This window comes from Ottowia thiooxydans DSM 14619 (assembly GCF_000422885.1).
Taxonomy (GTDB): Bacteria; Pseudomonadota; Gammaproteobacteria; order Burkholderiales; family Burkholderiaceae_C; genus Ottowia; species Ottowia thiooxydans.
Genome location: NZ_AUGX01000001.1, coordinates 670,510 through 687,757, shown reverse-complemented (window position 1 = coordinate 687,757; position 17,248 = coordinate 670,510). Strand labels below are relative to the sequence as shown.

At 58.5% G+C, this 17,248-nt stretch carries 16 protein-coding genes; 4 read left to right on the top strand and 12 right to left on the bottom strand.

Going from position 1 to position 17,248, the window contains the following annotated elements:
- The first annotated feature begins 511 nt into the window (after positions 1 to 511).
- Positions 512 to 1,711, top strand: a complete 1,200-nt coding sequence (locus G518_RS0103295) for a hypothetical protein (RefSeq protein WP_156909256.1) — start codon at positions 512 to 514, stop codon at positions 1,709 to 1,711.
- 80 nt (positions 1,712 to 1,791) lie between these two features.
- Here the strand turns inward: G518_RS0103295 and G518_RS0103290 are convergent, their stop codons facing one another.
- On the bottom strand, positions 1,792 to 2,685 hold the full coding sequence (locus G518_RS0103290; protein ID WP_028601304.1) for an NUDIX hydrolase: 894 nt from the start codon (positions 2,683 to 2,685) through the stop codon (positions 1,792 to 1,794).
- Between the two features lie 332 nt (positions 2,686 to 3,017).
- On the opposite strand from G518_RS0103290, the gene G518_RS0103285 reads away from it, so the two are divergent.
- Both G518_RS0103285 and gshA read left to right on the top strand, forming a co-directional pair.
- On the top strand, positions 3,018 to 3,932 hold the full coding sequence (locus tag G518_RS0103285; RefSeq protein WP_028601303.1) for an SDR family NAD(P)-dependent oxidoreductase: 915 nt from the start codon (positions 3,018 to 3,020) through the stop codon (positions 3,930 to 3,932).
- Positions 3,933 to 4,104: 172 nt separating this feature from the next.
- Entirely contained in the window at positions 4,105 to 5,667 is a 1,563-nt protein-coding gene (gshA, locus tag G518_RS0103280) for a glutamate--cysteine ligase (protein WP_028601302.1), read from the top strand.
- A 161-nt stretch (positions 5,668 to 5,828) separates the two neighbouring features.
- On the opposite strand, the gene G518_RS0103275 is transcribed toward gshA, so the two are convergent.
- Together G518_RS0103275 and G518_RS0103270 are read right to left on the bottom strand one after the other, a co-directional pair.
- Positions 5,829 to 6,185, bottom strand: coding sequence for a hypothetical protein (locus tag G518_RS0103275; protein WP_028601301.1), 357 nt, complete (start codon positions 6,183 to 6,185; stop codon positions 5,829 to 5,831).
- Positions 6,185 to 8,194: a TonB-dependent receptor gene (locus tag G518_RS0103270; RefSeq protein WP_156909255.1), complete on the bottom strand. Its 2,010-nt coding sequence runs from the start codon at positions 8,192 to 8,194 to the stop codon at positions 6,185 to 6,187. The genes G518_RS0103275 and G518_RS0103270 overlap by 1 nt, the downstream gene beginning before the upstream one ends.
- A 368-nt stretch (positions 8,195 to 8,562) precedes the next feature.
- Between G518_RS0103270 and G518_RS0103265 the strand changes: the two genes are divergently transcribed.
- Positions 8,563 to 8,958: a polyhydroxyalkanoate granule-associated phasin gene (locus tag G518_RS0103265; RefSeq protein WP_028601299.1), complete on the top strand. Its 396-nt coding sequence runs from the start codon at positions 8,563 to 8,565 to the stop codon at positions 8,956 to 8,958.
- 22 nt (positions 8,959 to 8,980) lie between these two features.
- On the opposite strand, the gene G518_RS0103260 is transcribed toward G518_RS0103265, so the two are convergent.
- The 9 genes from G518_RS0103260 to G518_RS0103220 form a co-directional block, all read right to left on the bottom strand.
- Complete coding sequence (locus G518_RS0103260; protein ID WP_028601298.1) at positions 8,981 to 9,346, bottom strand: TfoX/Sxy family protein; 366 nt, start codon at positions 9,344 to 9,346, stop codon at positions 8,981 to 8,983.
- 40 nt (positions 9,347 to 9,386) lie between these two features.
- Positions 9,387 to 10,145 (bottom strand): 3-hydroxyacyl-CoA dehydrogenase, encoded by a 759-nt coding sequence (locus G518_RS0103255; protein WP_028601297.1) that lies wholly within the window; start codon positions 10,143 to 10,145, stop codon positions 9,387 to 9,389.
- Positions 10,146 to 10,193: 48 nt separating this feature from the next.
- Complete coding sequence (locus G518_RS0103250; RefSeq protein ID WP_028601296.1) at positions 10,194 to 11,492, bottom strand: purine-cytosine permease family protein; 1,299 nt, start codon at positions 11,490 to 11,492, stop codon at positions 10,194 to 10,196.
- Entirely contained in the window at positions 11,489 to 12,559 is a 1,071-nt protein-coding gene (locus tag G518_RS0103245; RefSeq protein ID WP_028601295.1) for an NAD(P)/FAD-dependent oxidoreductase, read from the bottom strand. Before G518_RS0103245 ends, G518_RS0103250 begins: the two co-directional genes overlap by 4 nt.
- Positions 12,560 to 12,719: 160 nt before the next feature.
- Positions 12,720 to 13,049 carry a ferredoxin FdxA gene (fdxA, locus tag G518_RS0103240; RefSeq protein WP_028601294.1) on the bottom strand — a complete coding sequence of 110 codons (330 nt, stop codon included), beginning with the start codon at positions 13,047 to 13,049 and terminating at the stop codon, positions 12,720 to 12,722.
- A 238-nt stretch (positions 13,050 to 13,287) separates the two neighbouring features.
- Positions 13,288 to 14,658 (bottom strand): sulfate adenylyltransferase subunit 1, encoded by a 1,371-nt coding sequence (locus tag G518_RS0103235; protein WP_051235917.1) that lies wholly within the window; start codon positions 14,656 to 14,658, stop codon positions 13,288 to 13,290.
- 195 nt (positions 14,659 to 14,853) lie between these two features.
- Positions 14,854 to 15,795 (bottom strand): sulfate adenylyltransferase subunit CysD, encoded by a 942-nt coding sequence (cysD, locus tag G518_RS0103230; protein WP_028601292.1) that lies wholly within the window; start codon positions 15,793 to 15,795, stop codon positions 14,854 to 14,856.
- Positions 15,792 to 16,640, bottom strand: a complete 849-nt coding sequence (locus tag G518_RS33715; protein WP_084651386.1) for a phosphoadenylyl-sulfate reductase — start codon at positions 16,638 to 16,640, stop codon at positions 15,792 to 15,794. Before G518_RS33715 ends, cysD begins: the two co-directional genes overlap by 4 nt.
- Entirely contained in the window at positions 16,637 to 17,029 is a 393-nt protein-coding gene (locus G518_RS0103220) for a DUF934 domain-containing protein (protein ID WP_028601291.1), read from the bottom strand. Before G518_RS0103220 ends, G518_RS33715 begins: the two co-directional genes overlap by 4 nt.
- Positions 17,030 to 17,248: the final 219 nt, after the last annotated feature.

Here is a 17,248-nt window from a genome sequence, read left to right as displayed (position 1 = left end):
CAGGTCCGGTGATGGGCGTACGAGGTTAGAGTTGTTACAGGACAGTGATTTTTTTCTAGATGAAACGTCCGCACTGATGACCGGAAATCGCGGCTTTACGGTGCTTTCGAGGTCCACCTCCGCGCCTCGATCACTTCAATCAGATGCAGACTATGTACTTGCGTCGGAGCCAGAGACTGATCAAAGCACCGACATCGCTGGGGAGGCGCTTTCCTGGAGACGTTTGTTTGAACGAGAGTTTGAACGAATGCTCTCCCTCAATGCCTCGGATGGTCCTTCGGAGTTTTTGGACACACCAAATTTCTCGAGAGCTCCCTCTTATATCGGCGGATACGCCGTTCACGCAAGACTCGACGGCGCGGAGCCAAAGCCAGACGAATCCAGTGTCGACTCGGATCTGTGGTCTCCTCTCCGGCTTTTTTGGTCCCCAAGCCATCCTTCCTGGGAACCAGAAAGCATCTGGACCAGCGAAAACACGGATTTTGATCACGAAGGAGCTGATATAGGTTCCGTGGCACATGCGCTTCTCGCGTGCGGGCCTGAGCGCGTGCTGGTCGAGCGTGCAGCGCTGGTGAGTGGATCACGCGAGTCAGCCCTGGCCGCCTATAACGACTATTCGCTCTTGAACGGGCAATCGTTCGAGGCGGATCGCCGCGCCAGGCAAACCTATGGAGATTTACTGGAGTCAACGCGGCAGAGAGCTTTGGCGGTTCACCCAGATCAACTCAGGGCTGCCCACGCGGCGGCCCTTGAGGCTGCTTACGCCCATTCTGGTGCTGAGCTCGCAGCCAGGTATTTGCGTACGGCTTATGTCGTCTATGCCACGCAGGCATTTTCTGCGGGCGATCTTGCTACAAGCGGTAGAGCGGCTTTTTTGAGCCGCGGCCGGGAGGCGCTGCAAGTTGTTCGGCTAGCGCTTCTCGCGGAGCTCAATCATCGTTTGCTCGCGGCGGTGTTCGGTGCCATCACAAGAACAAATGATCCTTGTCAGCCGCTTCAGCCCGAACATTCGTTTCTGCTTGCGGACCCAGGTGCCCTTGAGCACTTTGTGCGCCTTTCTGCCCGCATCGTTCCCTATCTTAATGACGCGGGAGAAGCCGATGAAACCACCGCCTCCAGCGCCACCACTTACGATGAAGTTCTTGCTGCCGCCAATGAAGACGCTCATGCGTGGGGGCTCTACCTCGCGGAGCAAGAAAGAGCTCAAATCTCAGAGTGGATTTTTATGGAAGCCCAAGCAAAAGAACTGGATTGGATCCAGGATTTTCTGGGGCTCTTTCGGGTGAAATCACCTAGGATCGATGGGCTGCTGAGAGACCAGCAAAAAGAGGTCACTACTGCGATACGGCAATCCGTGGTGGCCGATGTCTCTCTGCAACTTCGCGAAGCATCACAAAATTTCTTGGCCGGCAGCGCCACGGCTTTTGCGGCGGCAGCGTTGGCGTACAGCAGTTGCTTGGAGCATCTGATCCGTATTGCCTTGGCGGCGCCGCACGGAGCCCTCCCGTTTATACCCAGCACCCTTGAGATACCCGCGGTGCTTCGATACTTTACCGACGACCTTGACCCAGTCTCCAACGCTAGAAGCATCCAGACCAACGCTCTTCGAGCGCTCGATGATGCGTCGAATCTCATGCAAAAACTGATTCCAGCCTTGCTGATGATTCAATCAGTTCCGGCATTTCGCTTCAAGAACGCGCCCAACGCCTAAGGCGTCTTTTCCTGCGTATCCCCTATCTGCTCAACCCGATTCAGTGCGCGGGAAGATGCATAGCCTTAATCAGGGCAGCTTTAGTTTTCGCTCTGAAAAAATGCTTCAAAGCCACCAGGTGGCTCAAAGCGCTTGTCTTTCCATACAAGCCGTGTGGGGGTTGGCAGAGCGCGTTCTCGAACCGAATGGCGTTCGTCACCCGGATAGCAAAGTACGCGAGTGCCGTCTTCCTCAAAAGATTCGGGTTCTACCAATGGTGGCTTACGGGTGAGGGCATCTGCTCGGGCTTGCGCTACCGTAGTGAAACCCGCTAGATGGGCCAAGCCCATGATTTGAGGTGGAGCCAGATCAATGCTCCCAGCTTTGTACTCGGTGAGTGCGCTGCGAGGGGTGAGCCACAGCGTTTCAGTCGTTTCGAAGTTATCGTGCCGTGCGGTCTGGTCCGTTGGCGCCACGGCCAGGAAGAATCGCGTGTCAAAGCGTTTGTTCATGACCGATGGACGGCGCGGTGTGATCCAGCGTGACCATGGCACAAGGGCGTCAGTGTCGAGCGTGAGGCCAAGCCGCGCCAGCAGGGTGCCGAACGATTCACCCGCGTTCAGGCTGGCGCGTGCCGTCGCATCAACCGTGGCTATTTCGGTGTTTCCAACCTGCTGATACAGCACGCCGGCTTCTTCGAAAGCTTCGCGCGCAGCCGCCACGTACAAAGCAGCCGCGTGCGTAGGCGATAGCTCAGGCTCACCTAGCCGAGCATGCAACTCGGACGGAGCGCGGTCAAGCCGCGCCAGCAAATCCGCGCTACTGTCGGCAGCATCCAATTTCCCACCCGGGAAAACGCATGCGCCGCCCAGCACACTCGAATCGGTATGGCGGCGTACCAGCAGAACCTCCAGACCCTGGGCTCCGTCCCGGATCATGACCAAGCTGGCGGCGTCGCGTGGAGGGGTGTCAATCACGTTCGAGTTAAGTTCCATGATCAGCATTTTGCGCGAATAGGGCGCTCTTTCTATCTACAGAGGGTCGCGTACGTGTCTTGGGGCACTTAGCGCACGTTCTGAGGGATTGCGGTGTCAAGTGTTCCCACTGCCCGAAGCAGTACATTAATAACCCTCTGCGAAACCCATCGGGGCGCGGGATCCAAGTCCCCCCGGCGGTCTGCTGTGTTGTTTTTTTTGCCAATAGCGACGGCCATTGTCTGCAAACTTACCTTGCAGCCCATCCCGACGCCGACACCCAGCCTCCACGATGAGTTTTGCAGTAGGGCCTAAGCGGTTTGTCCGCTAGTTTGATTACAAGGAGCGAAAGCATGAGCAACCCCCTCGATTTTTCCGGCCGCGTAGCCATTGTCACTGGTGCAGGCGGTGGCCTGGGTCGCTTGCATGCGCTGGAATTGGCCGCGCGCGGCGCCAAGGTGCTCGTCAATGACCTCGGCGGCACGGTTAACGGCAGTGGCAGTTCCGCATCAGCTGCGCAGAAAGTGGTCGATGAAATCAAGGCGGCAGGCGGTGAAGCCATTGCCAATGGCGCTTCCGTGACCGATTTTGACGCCGTCCAAGCTATGGTGCAGCAGGCTATGGACACATGGGGCAGGATTGACATACTGGTCAATAACGCTGGCATTTTGCGCGACAAATCCTTCGCGAAGATGGAGCTCGCCGATTTTCGCCTGGTGCTGGATGTGCACCTGATGGGCGCCGTTCACACCACCAAGGCGGTGTGGCCGCACATGGTGGCGCAGGGTTACGGCCGCATCGTCATGACGACATCATCCACCGGCCTGTATGGCAATTTCGGCCAGAGCAACTACGGCGCCGCCAAGTTGGCTCTTGTGGGCCTGATGCAGACCTTGAGCCTGGAGGGAGCCAAGCACGGCATTCGTGTGAACTGTCTCGCGCCAACGGCGGCTACGCGTATGACTGAAGGTTTGATGCCCGCACCGGTGCTGGAGATGCTTCGCCCGGAAGCCGTGGTACCTGCCATGCTGGTACTGGCCTGCGAGGACGCGCCCACACGCACAACGCTCTGCGCGGGCGCGGGTACCTATGAGGCTGCGTATGTCACCATGACGCAAGGGATGCACCTTGGCCTGACACCAGACACCCCGGAGCGCCTTTTGGCCCACCTGGCAGAGGTTACCAACCGAGCCGGCGACTCGGTGCCGGCGAGCGGAGCCGATCAGGGCACGAACGAAGTCACACTGGCCATGGCGGCCCACCGCTGACAACGGCGCGTTCTTGAAAAGCCGCGTACGATAGAACGCGGTCACAATCCGCATATCACTCCTGAGAGACTTTGAACAGGCTCTTAGGCGGTCCGGGCTTGGTGACCCCGCCTGCGCGCGGAATTGCCGCCTGTGATACCGTCGCCCCCCAGCCCGAGAAATGAGACACGACATGAACAAGCTAAGGAGCCTATTAGAGGCGCTGCCTGGCGACCGGCTGCGGGGTATTCGCCGCGGTATTGAGAAAGAAAGCCTGCGTGTCAACCCAGATGGCCGGTTGGCGCTAACGCCCCATCCGGCTGCCCTGGGGGCGCCTTTGACCCACCCCAACATCACCACCGATTTCAGTGAATCGCAGGTGGAGCTGGTTACGGCCGTGCATGGCAGCGTGGAAGCCTGCCTTGAGGAATTAACGCAGATCCACCAGGAAACCTACCGCGTGCTCGCCGAGTCCGGTGACGAAATGCTCTGGGTTTCCAGCATGCCCTGCGCGCTGCCGCCAGACGAAATGATTCCGTTGGGCTTCTATGGCAGCTCCAACGTGGCGCGTGCCAAGAGCGTTTACCGCATGGGCTTGGGGCACCGCTATGGGCGCCGCATGCAAACCATTTCCGGCATTCATTACAACTGGTCAATGCCAGGGGTGACGAGTGATGAGTATTTTGGACTTATCCGAAACTTCCGCCGCCACGCATTTTTGATGCTGTATCTGTTTGGTGCATCGCCAGCGGTCTGTTCCTGCTTTGTCGAGGGACGCCCTCATGAGTTGCAAGCGCTCGGTGATAACACCATGTATCTGCCGCACGCTACTTCGCTACGCATGGGGCGATTGGGCTACCAAAGTGAAGCTCAGACCTCACTCGCGGTCAGCTACAACAACCTCGAAGGCTATGGCGCCTCCCTGGAAGATGCGCTCACACGGCCGTACCCGGCGTACGAGGCTGTGGGTCTGCGCAATCCCGGCGGAGATTACAACCAGTTAGCGACCACGTTGCTGCAGATAGAAAACGAGTTCTACGGCACTATTCGGCCCAAGCGCGTGATTTTCCCTGGAGAGCGTCCGTTGCATGCCCTGCGTGAGCGGGGCGTGGAATACGTAGAAGTGCGCCTGATGGATTTAGATCCATTCGTACCTATTGGTATTACGGCTGAGACAGGCCGTTTTATTGATATGTTCCTGCTGCACGCACTGCTTTCTGAGAGCCCACCTGACACTCCGCAAGAGATTGCTGCGCTTGGGCGCAACCAGCACCGTACGGCTGCTCGTGGGCGTGAGCCTGGCTTGATGCTGGAGCGAGATGGCGGGGAGATCTCCTTGCAACAATGGGGTGCCGAATTGCTGGCCGAGTTCGATCCAATCGCTGAAGCTCTGGATGCGACCCACGGTGGTAACGCCTATCGCGCCGCGCTGGAATCTGCGGTGGCCGCGATGCGTGCGCCAGAGAATCTGCCTTCAGCGCGTGTTCTGAATGCCATGCAAGGTGAATTCGGAAACAGCTTCATGGGGTTCGTGCGCCAGCGCTCAACGCACACTCGCGCTGAATTGCTTGCACTGCCGTTTGAGCCTGAGTGGCAAGAGCGCTTTGCGAAATTGGCCGCAGAATCGGTTGAAACGCGCAAGCGAATCGAGGCTTCCGACACCATGCCGTTTGAGCAATACCGCGAGGCCTATACGTCGCCAAACCGGCTGGGGCTGCGCGCGGGTGCCCGAATGGCGAATGCGGAATCGGTATAGGTAGCTTGCTACCGGCGTTGCTCCACGAGCAACGCCCTTGCAAGACTTCCAATCGGTAGGAGTACAGGGCGGAGGAGCCTTGGCGACCATCAGCGATAAGTCGGCAGATCGCGGTTTGTCTCGTGCGCCCTAGGCTATGGGCTTTTCCACATTTCAATCGCTCAACGGATTCGTTGGGCTGAGCGTGTGCAGTACACGGCAGGTTCCGACTTTTGGGTGGACTCGCATGATTCGCTTGCTGTCAAAGGCTTGACGATGAAGTTGCCGTTGATGGGAACCTCTACCCGGTAGCGTTGGATCTCAGCTTCTGCCGGAGTGCCATGCATGTAAGGAGTCAGTCGCAAGTCGCTCTGGCCGCAGAGTGCCAGGAGTGGTGGCTTACCCATACTGGTAAGCACACGCGTGACGCTGATTCGGGAAGTCTCGCAGTCTTTTGCGGTGGTGGCTTCTGAAAGAGTCAGACGTGTGCTTCCGTCGGCCATCAGCGTTAGCAGCAGGAGTGCGTGTGCGGCTGCCATCAGAATTTCTTCGTTAGAAACAGGTTGATGGAGCGCTCCGCACCCGGCATTTGCCCATAGGGTGTGTATCTGCGGTTGGTCAGGTTGTTGAGTTCGGCCACCAGGCTGAATCCGTTGGCCATCTCCGCATGGGCGCGCAGATTGAGAGTTCCATAACCACTGGCAGATCCTGACACAGCGCCGGAGTTGTCGCGCAGGCTGACCTTGCTTTCTCCGCGCACGTAGAGATCTACGCTCCCCCCTGTGCGGCCCCAGCGCCAGTCCTTGCGCAAGCCAATCTTGCCCGCGAAGCTGGGCGAGCCACCATCGTTGGTTTGATAGCCGTTACCGTAGCGTAACTGCCGGCTCATCGCGGCGAACGAGGTGTAAGGGGTCAGGCCCCATACCCCCAGTGCATGTTCCGCGTACAACTCCACTCCCGTGCTATGGGCTGCATCCACATTCTCATAGCTGCCGATGGCTCCGGAGGACACGGTGGCAATGTAGTCTTTGGCTCGGGCATGGAACAGGGTGGCATCCAATACGGTGCCTCCAGCGGCGTAGCGTGCGCCAAGTTCGTAGGTGGTGGAAGTCTCGGGCTTAAGATTTGGGTTTCCGGTCAGTGTGACGCCACCTCCCGTGGTGGTCAGGAAGAGTTGGCCCAGTGTTGGATAGATATAGCCTTGCGAGATGTTGGCGCGCAATGCCAAGTGCTTGGAGGGGCTCCAGACCAAGCCAGCCGAGCCAAGGAACTTGCTGTCGCTGCCGCTGCTCGTGGTGTTGGCGATGCCGTTGGTGGCGGAGGCGCGCAGATCGGAATTTACACGGGAGCCCCGTGCTCCGATTGTGGCGGTGAGTTGATCGCTCAAGGTGATTTCGTGCTGTCCGAAGACTGAAAACGAGCGGGTTTTGGCATCGTCGAAGCGCAGCGTTTTCGTGGTCGTTCCGGGAGGCGTGCGCGTGGTATTGGTGGTTTTGTCGGCCGTCAGCCCGTCGTCTTCCCACTCGATTCCTGCCACAGTACGACTGCGTGCAGAAAATTTCATTTCGGCACGCAGATTGGCACCGTTGGTGGTTTGCTGGTCGAGCGAAGTGGAAAGCACTCTGATCCGCAGAGGTCCCGCAGCGGTACTCACGTCGTTTCTGAAATCACGATCTATGGTTTGCCGGTACAGGTTAGCGCTGAGTTTGGTTAACCAAGGTGTCAACTGCGTGCCTTCATAGAACAGACCGGTCTTGCGCAAGTCACGGTGGGGGAGTGATATGAGGAAGTTAGGCTGGCCCACATACACGTTGGCCGCCAGGTCGAAGGCCTGTGCTTTCAGCCCGAAGTAGTGTGGCCCTAACCGGTAGCCAAGGTGGCCCGCAATATTGCGGTCTTCAACGTCAGAAGGGGATAGTGTGCCGTCAGGCGTGCGACGATCGCCCTGCCTCATCTTTCCCAGGCTAAGGTTGTAATCCAGTTGGCCCGGGCCGGCGTTGACGGTCCCGCTCGCACTAGCCGATGCCCTGTATCCGCGCGTGGCAGACATGTAGCCCGCTGTGGTGCTGAGGCTGAAGGGTTTTCCTGCGCCGCGCTTGGTGATGATGTTGATCACACCTCCAATGGCCGCGCTGCCTGACACCACTGAAGAGGAGCCACGCACGACCTCAATACGCTCGATCGTCGTAGGGTCCACCAGCACAGGCTGGCCGTAATTGGTGTGGTCGGTCAGTTTCTGACCATCAATCAGGATGGCGACACGGCGAGCGGTTTCTCCCCGAATCGAAATACGCTCGATACCTTCCTCAGAAATTTGTACACCTGGTACATCACGCAGCAGGGTTGCGACGGAGACCGGCGCCGTCTGCTCGATGGTTTCGGCGGAGATCACTGTGATGGAAGCAGGGTTGCGCAATACTTCAGTTGGCAATCCCGTACCAATGACGGTCACCGTCTCAAGGCTCTGAACGTCCGCTTGCGCAAAAGCAGGGGAGATGGCGATGTAAAACCCGGCACCCAGGACGAGTGAGCGGCCCAGTGAAGACATGATGGTCCTTTCGTCGATAGACAAGCTGAAAAAGCCTGAACCTGGCGAAAGCTGGGAAGGCAACAAGCTGTTTATATGAACTTTGTTGCGAATGAGAATTGATCCACATCAAAATTTGAGAAACAGGTGTGGGTGGTTCTTCCCATTTCCATCTTTTCGAATCAAAGAGGCTTATAAGCAGACTGATTCCGCTCTTCGACCTTCTTTGGAGTGGACTCTCTACGCCATGGGTGAAGAAACTGGTTATAGTGAATAATTGATTTAGTGTTCCCCGCGTGGCGCCAGATAGTGTGATCCCCGCGAGGTCGTTTCCCAAATGTCCATGCGAAGCGTGGAAAGCATGGGTGCCATTTTTAAGGAAGCAATCCATGTCCTCCAGCACGAATCGCGAAGCGACCACGCTGCTTCGCCAAAGCACCGAAATCGCATTAGCTGCGCCGCAAGTTGTCGCCCATCGCATGACGCGCATGACCGCGGGAGCAGGCGGCATGCCCTCCGCGCGTGATCAAAAGGAATTCACTCAAATGGTGGTTGAAAAGCAGGTAGCCTTTGGCCAAGCCTGGGTCGCCATGATCATGCACGCCGCTACCACAGCGCCATCTCTTTTTCTGGCTATGGCACAGTCTTGGACAATGCAAGGTACCCCAGCCAATAAATCGTTACTGACGCAGTGGCAAAACGCCACGCTCGGCATGATGAATGCCGGGCTCGCGCCTGTACGTGCTAAGGCCGTGGCCAACGCCAAGCGCCTCTCGCGCGGGTAAACCTACTCAGAAGGCGCCGGCCCTAAGCCTGGCGCTTTTTCGCCGCCGGTGGTTTAGTCGTTTTTCGGGGGGCTTTGGGTTTGGGCCGAGGTAGCGCTTCTGCCGTGGCCATCACCAGCGACCGTAACCAATCGCGCTCATCCCACCGATCAGGCGTGACCAAGAGGTGCGGCTTTATCTTTTCGTAAAAACTCCCCCACACCGGAGGATTCATGATCCCCTGGCCGGCGTCGGTGGGTTTCACGTAGAGCAAGTCGTCGCACACGAAGGCAACGGGTTTGTCATCTACATACACGCAATACTCACCGAACATACGCCGCGCGCGCAGCCCCGGTAGATCCCCAAGCTGATCAAACAGAAATTCGAGGGTCTCGGGCCGCGTAGACATATGCTTTAGTGTTGGTAGACAGCGCTCTCAGTGCCGGGATTTATTTTGGAGCCAGCCTGATCGCGCCGTCGAGGCGGATCACCTCGCCGTTGAGCATCTCGTTTTCAACGATTTGCTTCACCAGCTTGGCGTAATCTTGCGGAGTGCCCAGGCGGCTTGGAAAGGGTACGCTGGCTGCCAGCGCGTCCTGGACTTCCTGAGGCATGCCAAAGAGCATTGGCGTGCCGAACAATCCCGGTGCGATCGTCATATTCCGAATGCCATTGCGAGCGAGATCTCGTGCGATAGGCAGTGTCATGCCCACAACGCCGCCTTTGCTGGCTGAATAAGCCGCTTGGCCAATTTGCCCGTCGTAGGCTGCCACGCTGGCCGTGCTGATTAGCACTCCGCGCTCGCCCGTATCTTCCGCTTCGTTCTTCGACATGGCATCGGCTGCCAGGCGGATCATATTGAAAGTTCCAACCAGATTGACCATGATGGTCTTGGTGAACATTTCCAGCTTGTGTGGCCCGTTCCTGCCAACCGTTTTTTCTGCTGGGCCGACGCCGGCGCAGTTCACAAGGCCCATCAGCTTGCCCATCGAAGTCGCTTTGGCCACGACAGCCTGGCCGTCAGCTTCGTTACTGACGTCGCACTTCAGGAAGGCGCCACCAATTTCCTTGGCCACGGCCTCGCCTTTTTCCACTTGCATATCGGCGACGAGCACTTTCGCGCCTTCAGCTGCCAACATACGCGCCGTGCCCTCGCCCAAACCAGAGGCTCCGCCCGTAACGATGAAAACTTTATCTTTGATCTGCATGAATTGACTCCTTTTAGTGTTGATTGTTTCAGGCTTGATTATCGGTCCCTAGGAGGCTGTGACACGTCTTCCAGGGCGAGTGAGGAAGGAGAGAGCGAAGCAAAGCGCCAGTGTGGGCAAGGCGGAACCCAGCATGGGCGCTACTTTGGGCAGCAGGTGGTAGAGCGCGATTCCGGCAAGCCAGATCAGCGTCGGAGTCCAGTGCACACCTTCAGCGCGAGCCAGTAGTTGTTGTGCATTTGTACCAAAGGCCAAACGCCCCAGGATGACCCCGAAAAGTGGCACGAACACCGAGCTGAGCAGCATTAAAAATGGCTCCAGACCGTGCATCGGAAGCACCAAAGCAAATGCGGTGCAAGCGGCGGCAATGATCAACCCCCAGCGGCGTATGCTCCAGGTGGGAAGCAAACTGTGCGCGGATACGGAGCCTGAATAGGCATCTCCATAGGCGTTGTCTACCTCATCAATCAGAATGAGCGAGAGCGCGATGAGGCCGCCCTGAGCCAGCAGCAAAGCCGTCACCAGATCCTTGCTGGGTAGCACCAGCGCCACCAACACGCCCAGCGAATAGCACCACATATTGGCCAAGGCGTATCCCAGCCAGGTGCCGCGCAACGCGGTGCGGCCCTCTCGGCCATGACGGGCGTAGTCTGCCACGAGTGGAAGCCATGAGATGGGCATCGCAATGACCAGATCTAACGCAGGGAACACGCCCATGCCGCCTTCACCTCGGCGGCTCCAAAGCGCCGACAAGCCCTGCGTGTGGGCGAGCGAGAGGAATTGCCAGGACAACCAAAGCAGCGAAAGAATTACTAGGGGAAGTGCAATGCGCGAGATGAGCTGGCGCACCAGACGCACCATGCTGCCACTGATAAGTGCAATGACCACCGCCCCCCAAAGCAGGGTAGCGGCAACGGGTGCGTAGGAAAAACCAGCAGATGCGCCGCTGGCCTCTATCAGCCCTGACTGCTTGGCCAATGCTACGGTGGCGTCGCGCATCACCACCAGCTCAAACGCGCCCCAGCCCAGCAGCTGCACAATGTTGAGCACAATGGGCAGGCTTGCGAAGCGACGGCCATACACAGCATGCATAAGCCCCGCGCTCGACAAACCGCTGTCGCAACCCAGCTTGGCGACCCAACCCAGCAACCCCGCGCCGATGATGGAGCCAAGCACAATGGCTAAGGCGGCTTGCTGAGTGCTCAGCGCGGGCATGAGGTAGGCGCCCACCTGCATCACCAGCAGGCCTACCCCCAGGCTGAACCATAGGGAGGCATGGTCGCGAAAACCAAAGGCGCGGCTTTGAGGTGCGACAGGGGCCAGGGCTTCGTTGGTGGAGGCTGTCATGGTGTTTGTGGTGAGGACAGGCCCAGCAGCCTGTGCAATAGCGTGGACGATGTGGTGTATTGCAGGGGCACGGGTGCTCCGGCGAGCTGTTCCGCAAGCGCAAAGGCCGCAAGCGTAGCTTCATGAAAGCCACTGAGGATGAGTTTGCGCTTGCCCGGATAGGTGTTGACGTCGCCCATGGCGAAGATGCCCGGTTCGCTGGTTTGGAATTTTTCGGTGTCCACTACCAGTTGCTTGCGTTCCATGGCCAAGTGCCAGTCCGCAATGGGCCCAAGCTTGGGCGTGAATCCTTGCAGAACCAACAGCTTGTCAGTGGTCAAGGTGTGCGGTTTCCCGTCCACATCCAGGATATGCAGAGCGGCCAGGCGTCCTTCCGGTGCATCGAATCCTTGCGCTTGGCCAATGACAAAGCTCAGCTTGCCTTCAGTGAGCAAGGAACGGAAACGTTCAACCGTGGCGGGTGCAGCCTGGAAGCCATCGCGGCGGTACACCAGCGTCACACTGGCAGGGCGATTGACTTCGCGTGTGGCGAGGTCAATTGCTTGCTCCAGGGCGCTGTCTTCGCCGCCGATGATCACCACCTGTTGGCCGGCAAGGTGCTCCGCGTCAGGCGTTCTGTAGAAAAGGTGGTGGTCCTCAAGTGCGTTCAGGCCCTCTAACTTGAGCCGCTTGGGCTCAAAAGCACCTACGCCTGCAGCAATGAACACGGCCTTGGCGAGCAAGCGCAATCCCCGCTGGGTGGAGAGCAGAAAGCGGCCATCCGGTTGACGCTGCAGTTCATCTACGCGATGTCCCAGGTGCAACGGTGGATTGAAGGGTGCGATTTGCTTCATCAACCCATCAGCCAATTGCTGCCCGGAGCAGACGGGAGTGCCCGGGATGTCGTAGATAGGCTTGTCGGCGTACAACTCCACCGGTTGCCCGCCAATGCGGGGCAGGGCGTCGATGATGTGGAAAGAGAGTTCGTGCAGCCCCAGTTCAAACGCAGAGAAGAGCCCTGCGGGGCCGGCGCCGATGATGGCAACGTCGGTTTCAATGGGCGAAGAGAAGTCTTTGGCGGATGTCATTGCTCTCTTTCACAAAAAAAAGCGGCTGGCGCAGATCAAACCTGCGTCAGCCACCGTTTAGTTGAGCCACTCCTCGTGATGCGTGAAAACCAGGAGCAGGCCAGTCGTTCTCAGGATCGCCTTGCCCCGGGAATACGACGATCAAGGCGATAGGGGTGATTCAGCGTTTGAGTTCTGCAAGCTTGTCGGTGCGGTCTTTCCACTCTTCGGCCGTGGGCAGAGGGTCTTTGCGCTTGGTAATGGTCTTGAAGTTGGCCGAAAGAGCCAGCTCAGCGTTGATCTTGATCATGTGCTGCTGGTCTTTGGGCAGATCTTCTTCGGCGTAGATGGCATTAACCGGGCACTCAGGGATGCAAACGGCGCAATCGATGCATTCATCGGGATCGATGGTCAGGAAGTTGGCGCCTTCCTTGAAGCAATCGACCGGGCAGACGTCCACGCAATCGGTGTATTTGCATTGAATGCAGGCTTCGGTGACAACGTGGGTCATTTTATTTTGACGGGAATCAAAGTTGTGAAATTAGTCCGGGCGCTCTGTGGCATGCGCAACCTGGGAAACCCCGGGATTTTATCCCTCTAGAGGCTTCTAGCGTCGGTGGCCGTGCTGACAGAGCGGGTATGGCGAGGAGTCAGGAGCTCCAGGCCCTGGATGACGTGCCCATTTTGCCGTCCAGAAAGGGCAGCCCCAAGGGGCCACGGGAGGTGGATTGTCTCCCGTGGAGCAGCCCTCAGCGCACGAGCACCGCGCCTGCAGTTTTGTGATTGGCCGCATCCACCAGGATCATCGATCCCAGCGCACGGCTCTTGGCGAATGGCGCGGCGGGAATCGGCTCTTGTAGTGCCAATTCCACATGGCCGATGGCGTTTGGCTCAAGTTGCGCGGCTTCTTCTCGCGCAAGCGTCTGGATGTTCAGGCGTTCTACAACGCGCTTGACCTTCGCTTTGACCCAGCGATGACCATGAAGCGCCCAGTACACCCGACCGGCCACCAGGGGTTCGTCATCCAGCCAGGCGATCGTGGCATGGACTTCGCGGGTGGTGGGCCAAGCGGAGGCGGGCGGGGTCTCAAAATCATCCTCAGTGGCCGCTGACGCAGCCGTCGGTGAGGCCACAATCCAATCGCCGCGGGAAACATCGAGCTCGCGGTCGAGAGCAATCCCCGCGCTGTGGCCCGCAGTCACGATCTTGGGTACGCGCGCATGATCGAGCACTCGGGCCACTACGGCACTCTGGCCACTTGGCAGCAACGTTACCCGCGTGCCAGGGGCCACTTGCCCTGTCGCCACGCGGCCCCAAAATATACGGCGGCCTTGTGAGGTGTCGTTGGAAGAGGAGAATTTCTCGACCCATTGCACGGGAAAGGCCAGCGGCAGCTCAGTCTCGCGCGGAGTGACGGGAAGGGATTCCAGAATCTGCAGCAGCGTGGGGCCTTCATAGCCGCACCAGAGCGCGTCATGCTGACCGGCTTCCACCACGTTCCAGCCCTTCAAGGCGGAAATAGGCAAAACGCCAGCAGTATGAATACCTGCCTCCCGGGCAAAGGCTTGCAACCCGTCACGAATATGCGCAAAAGCTAATGCTGGGTCTGCCACGGCGTCCAGCTTGTTGACTGCGAAAACCACCGAAGGCACGCGCAAAAGCTGCAGCAAAAGCGTATGCCGCCGTGTCTGGGGCAGCAAAGAGAGGTCCGCGCGTTCCCAATCCAGTTTGGTGGCATCCACCAGCACTACCGCAGCATCCGCCTGGGAAGCCGCAGTCACCATATTGCGCGTGTACTGTTCATGCCCCGGTGCATCACCAATGATGAACTTGCGCGATTCAGTACTGAAGTAGCGGTACGCCACGTCAATAGTGATCCCCTGCTCGCGTTCCGCCGACAAACCATCGGTCAGCAAGGCCAGATCGGTCTCGCCTTGTCTGGTAACCCCAGCCAAATGATCTTGCAGCACCGATTTGCTATCCACCAGCAACCGCCCAATCAACGTACTCTTGCCATCATCCACACTCCCGCAAGTGATGAAGCGCAAGGCAGTCCGAACATCGCCCTTGGATTCATTTGCTCCGATAACCACCGGAGGAGCCGTCAATTCAATAGTCATCACATCACCTTCAAATAGGTAGAAGCATCAAGTGCCAGTCCATATCCCCACAGCTGTTCCAGCCCTCAAAGGCAGGGCTATTGCCCTGCCGCTGTTCCAGGGCACCAAAGCGCCGGCTTTGCCAAGCCGCTGGTGCGTCCCCTTGAGGGGAAGGCGCGTAGCGCCTCAGGGGTGGGCCAATCCTTCAGGGGTGGGCTAAAAATAGCCGTCTTTCTTCCGTTTCTCCATAGAAGCCTCAGACGTTTTGTCATCCATCCGGGTGGCGCCGCGCTCGCTGACGTCAGCCGCCAGAGTTTCAATCACGATTTCACCAGGCGTGGCGGCCAGGCTGGGCACGGGGCAGGTGCATGTGATGTCGCCCACGGTACGAAAGCGGACTGTGCGGGTCTGTGCAACTTCGCCTTCCTTGGCGGGCGTCAGTGGCGTAATCGGCACCAACAGGCCCCGACGTTCCACAACCTCGCGTTGGTGAGCGTAGTAGAGGCTGGGCAAGCCGATGTGTTCGCGTTCGATGTACTGCCACACATCCAGCTCTGTCCAGTTGCTGATGGGGAACACACGGAAATGCTCGCCCGGCGCTACACGCGTATTGAACAGAGTCCACAGCTCTGGCCGTTGGGCTTTGGGCTGCCACTGGCCAAAGCTGTCGCGGTGGCTGAAGATACGTTCTTTGGCGCGCGCCTTTTCCTCGTCGCGCCGGGCGCCACCAATCAATGCATCGAAGCGAAATTCTTCAATGGCTTCCAGCAGCGTCACCGATTGGTGGGCATTGCGGCTTTCCTCAGGATGGGCAAGGCGTACGGTGCCCCGGGCCATACTGTCTTCCACACTGCGCACGATGAGCTCGGCTTCCAGTTCCTTGGCACGCTGATCGCGGAAGTCGGTCACCTCGTGAAAATTGTGACCGGTGTCAATCATCAGCAGCGGATACGGGAGACTTCCCGCGCCAAAGGCCTTCTCCGCGCATTTGAGCAATACCAGCGAATCCTTTCCGCCGGAGAACAGCAGAGCAGGGCGTTCGAACGTCGCGGCCACTTCGCGCAGGATAAAGATGGTTTCTTCTTCCAGCGCGTCGAGGTGAGCGTTGCTCAGCTGAGGCCGTGGATGCAAGAGTTTGGGGTCGGTACGGGCGTTCATGCGTGAGCCTGTGGTTCTGGTTGGCTGTTTCTTGCCAGACTGAGGGAAGACGACTGTGGTGCTTGCACGTGGAGGCCGCATTCCTTGGCGGCTTCATCCTCCCACCACCACCGGCCAGAGCGGAAATCCTCACCCACGGTGACTGCGCGGGTGCATGGTGCGCAGCCGATGCTGGGGTAGAAGCGGTCGTGCAGCGGATTGAACGGCACTTCGTTTTGCGCGATGTAGTGCCACACGTCATTCCAGGTCCAGTTGGTCAGGGGGTTGTACTTGAGCAAGCCCTTGCTTTCTGCCTCAGAGCGATCCACCAGACTGACTTCGGCGCGCGCACCTGATTGCTCGCGGCGTAGCCCAGTGACCCAGGCGCTCTTGCCAGCCAGCGCACGTGCCAAGGGTTCCATCTTGCGGATACCGCAGCAGGCTTTGCGAAGCTCAATGCTCTTGTACATGGCATCTTGCCCCTCACGGGCTACGAACTCCACTACCGCTTCTTGCACTGGGCGGTAGATGGTGAGAGGCGCATGCTCATGCTTTGCTTGCTGAGTTTTAAGCTGATCGATCAGCGTCACCGTCTCGTCGTGCAATGCACCGGTGTCGAGCACAAAAACCCCTATGGGCAGGGAGTGCGTGTTGATGAGGTGGGTGATCACCATGTCTTCTGCACCAAGGCTGCTCGCCTGTGCGACTGGGCCGGTGGCAGCTGCCTTGAGCAGTGTGACCACGGTCTCATGGAGCTTTGCATCGAAATCGCGAGAAGGGCGCGCGTACAGATCGATCGCTGAAGACACATTCACTTGCGAGGGCTCGTACCGTGAGGACGGCAGTTCACTGACAGCGGCATTCATGCGGGCTCCAGTCTGGCGAAATGTGGAAGTGGCTGCTGCGCATCTCCTTGGTAGAAGCTGGCGTAGCGCTTGAACTGGCGCTCTGCAGTGGCTGGGTCTACGCCGGGTGCCAGCACAGCGCTGGTGAATCCGCTGCGCGACATCTGCACCAGTTGGTCAATCAATACATCGCCGGTGGCGCGGATGTCGCCGGTGAAACCAAAGCGCCGGCGCAGCAGGACAGCCTGGCTGAATGCGCGCCCGTCCGTGAACTTTGGAAAATTCAGGTCGATGCGTCCAATGGTTTCAAACGCGCCTTCTGCGGCCAGGGCAGCAAGGTCCGCATCGTTGGCAACTTGCAGCGTATTAGGGGCGACTGCTGATTCGGTATCTGCTGTGAGAATGTTCATGATTTTTCTACCGGTCTTCGTGAGACGGCCAGCGCTCAGAAGGTGTGAATGAATCCGACGTGTCCGAAAGGGCCGTCAAAAACCGCCTGATCAAGGCACAAAGTGCAGGCATAGCTCGGGCTATGGCGAGCATTTGTAACGCGGAGCGGGTGGCTTTTGGCGGTCAAGGCGGGCATGAGGGGGTCGTTCGCACCTTCTCAGTGCGTGCCGTGTTCAGAT

Bases quoted from the DNA above. Each gene is read 5' to 3' on its own strand.
- G518_RS0103250 (WP_028601296.1), bottom strand. From the start codon at position 11,492: ATGACAGCCTCCACCAACGAAGCCCTGGCCCCTGTCGCACCTCAAAGC.
- G518_RS0103220 (WP_028601291.1), bottom strand. From the start codon at position 17,029: ATGAACATTCTCACAGCAGATACCGAATCAGCAGTCGCCCCTAATACG.
- G518_RS0103275 (WP_028601301.1), bottom strand. From the start codon at position 6,185: ATGGCAGCCGCACACGCACTCCTGCTGCTAACGCTGATGGCCGACGGA.
- G518_RS0103290 (WP_028601304.1), bottom strand. From the start codon at position 2,685: ATGGAACTTAACTCGAACGTGATTGACACCCCTCCACGCGACGCCGCC.
- G518_RS0103255 (WP_028601297.1), bottom strand. From the start codon at position 10,145: ATGCAGATCAAAGATAAAGTTTTCATCGTTACGGGCGGAGCCTCTGGT.
- G518_RS33715 (WP_084651386.1), bottom strand. From the start codon at position 16,640: ATGAATGCCGCTGTCAGTGAACTGCCGTCCTCACGGTACGAGCCCTCG.
- gshA (WP_028601302.1), top strand. From the start codon at position 4,105: ATGAACAAGCTAAGGAGCCTATTAGAGGCGCTGCCTGGCGACCGGCTG.
- G518_RS0103260 (WP_028601298.1), bottom strand. From the start codon at position 9,346: ATGTCTACGCGGCCCGAGACCCTCGAATTTCTGTTTGATCAGCTTGGG.
- cysD (WP_028601292.1), bottom strand. From the start codon at position 15,795: ATGAACGCCCGTACCGACCCCAAACTCTTGCATCCACGGCCTCAGCTG.
- G518_RS0103265 (WP_028601299.1), top strand. From the start codon at position 8,563: ATGTCCTCCAGCACGAATCGCGAAGCGACCACGCTGCTTCGCCAAAGC.
- G518_RS0103285 (WP_028601303.1), top strand. From the start codon at position 3,018: ATGAGCAACCCCCTCGATTTTTCCGGCCGCGTAGCCATTGTCACTGGT.
- G518_RS0103235 (WP_051235917.1), bottom strand. From the start codon at position 14,658: ATGACTATTGAATTGACGGCTCCTCCGGTGGTTATCGGAGCAAATGAA.
- fdxA (WP_028601294.1), bottom strand. From the start codon at position 13,049: ATGACCCACGTTGTCACCGAAGCCTGCATTCAATGCAAATACACCGAT.
- G518_RS0103270 (WP_156909255.1), bottom strand. From the start codon at position 8,194: ATGTCTTCACTGGGCCGCTCACTCGTCCTGGGTGCCGGGTTTTACATC.
- G518_RS0103245 (WP_028601295.1), bottom strand. From the start codon at position 12,559: ATGACATCCGCCAAAGACTTCTCTTCGCCCATTGAAACCGACGTTGCC.